This is a genomic window from Arthrobacter sp. JCM 19049 (assembly GCF_001310435.1).
This window is the reverse complement of record NZ_BAXF01000623.1, coordinates 1-1,108: the sequence shown is the minus strand read 5'-3', so window position 1 is coordinate 1,108 and position 1,108 is coordinate 1. Positions and strand designations below refer to the sequence as shown.

Genomic DNA, 1,108 nt, shown 5'->3' with positions numbered 1-1,108 from the left:
CTCCGACCGGGTGCGGGCCATTGATTTCGTCCCCCAGCGCACGAGTGCAGCACCGAGCGCCCCGGTCCGCCCGACGCTGAGCGCGCGCGAACGCGAACTGCGCAACGTGAACATCACCTTGTATGTTGCCGCGCTGCTGCTGGTGGCGGCCGGCGCACTCTTCCTCAGCTTCGCCCTGGCCCCGGTGGCCAAGCTGGTGGGCCTGTGTGTTGTCGCCGCAGCATTTTATGCCGCGGGATTGATAGTCCACCGGGTCCAACCCAACCTGCGTCCGGCCGCCGCGGCCTTCACCGGCACGGGGTTGGCGCTGTTGCCCCTATGCGCCCTGGCGACCTACAACACCCTGCACACCTCGCCCACCGGCATCTGGTTGGGCTACTCCGTGGTGGGCACCCTCGCGTTCGGCTTCGCCTCTTTGCGGCTGCACTCCCGTGTGCTGGCCTGGCTGGCCGTGCTGATCCTGATCTCCACCGCCATGTCCGGCGGCGCGGTGCTCCAGCAGGGCGTACTGGCCTACCTGCTGGCCCTGTTGGTGCTGGCGGTGGCAATGCTCCTGCTGGTCATCGGCAGCCCGGCCGTGCGCGCCTCACAATTCCACCAAGCGCTCTCCAGCAGCTACCGGCTGCTGCCTCCGATGGTGTTCCTGGCCTCCCTGGTCATGCTGGATGAGTTGAGCAGCCGCGAATTCTTCTGGATCTTCCTGCCGCTGAGCGCCTTCTATGTGCTTAGCACCCGGCTGGAGGAGCGGCACCGACTTTGGAACCTGGCTGCCGCCCGGGCGTTCTTCCTGCTGGCGGTGCTGTTCGGGCTGGACTACGCACAGGCCGATCCCCGGGTGATCCTGGTTCTCCTGGCGGGGTTGCTGGCCGCCCAGGCGGCGCTCGTACAACACTTCGCCGCGGCCTATGAACGGGTTTTTGGGGCCAGCCAAACCTGGCGGGTTGCCGAACGCATGGTGTTGTGGGCCGGCGCCTGGCTGGCGCTGGCCGCCGGGTATACCAGGGATGCGCACTCCGCCCACGGCACCTGGTGGCTGACCCTGCTGGTCATCCCTGCCCTGCTGGTGCTGCTTGGCTGGCTGGCGGGAAGCGGCGGCACCCTGGTGGAG

1 pseudogene is annotated in these 1,108 nt (G+C 68.0%); it reads left to right on the top strand.

Features of this window, described 5'->3' with window-relative positions:
* Positions 1-10 precede the first annotated feature (10 nt).
* Positions 11-1,108 (top strand): annotated as a pseudogene (locus JCM19049_RS15035) (hypothetical protein); the annotation flags it as partial.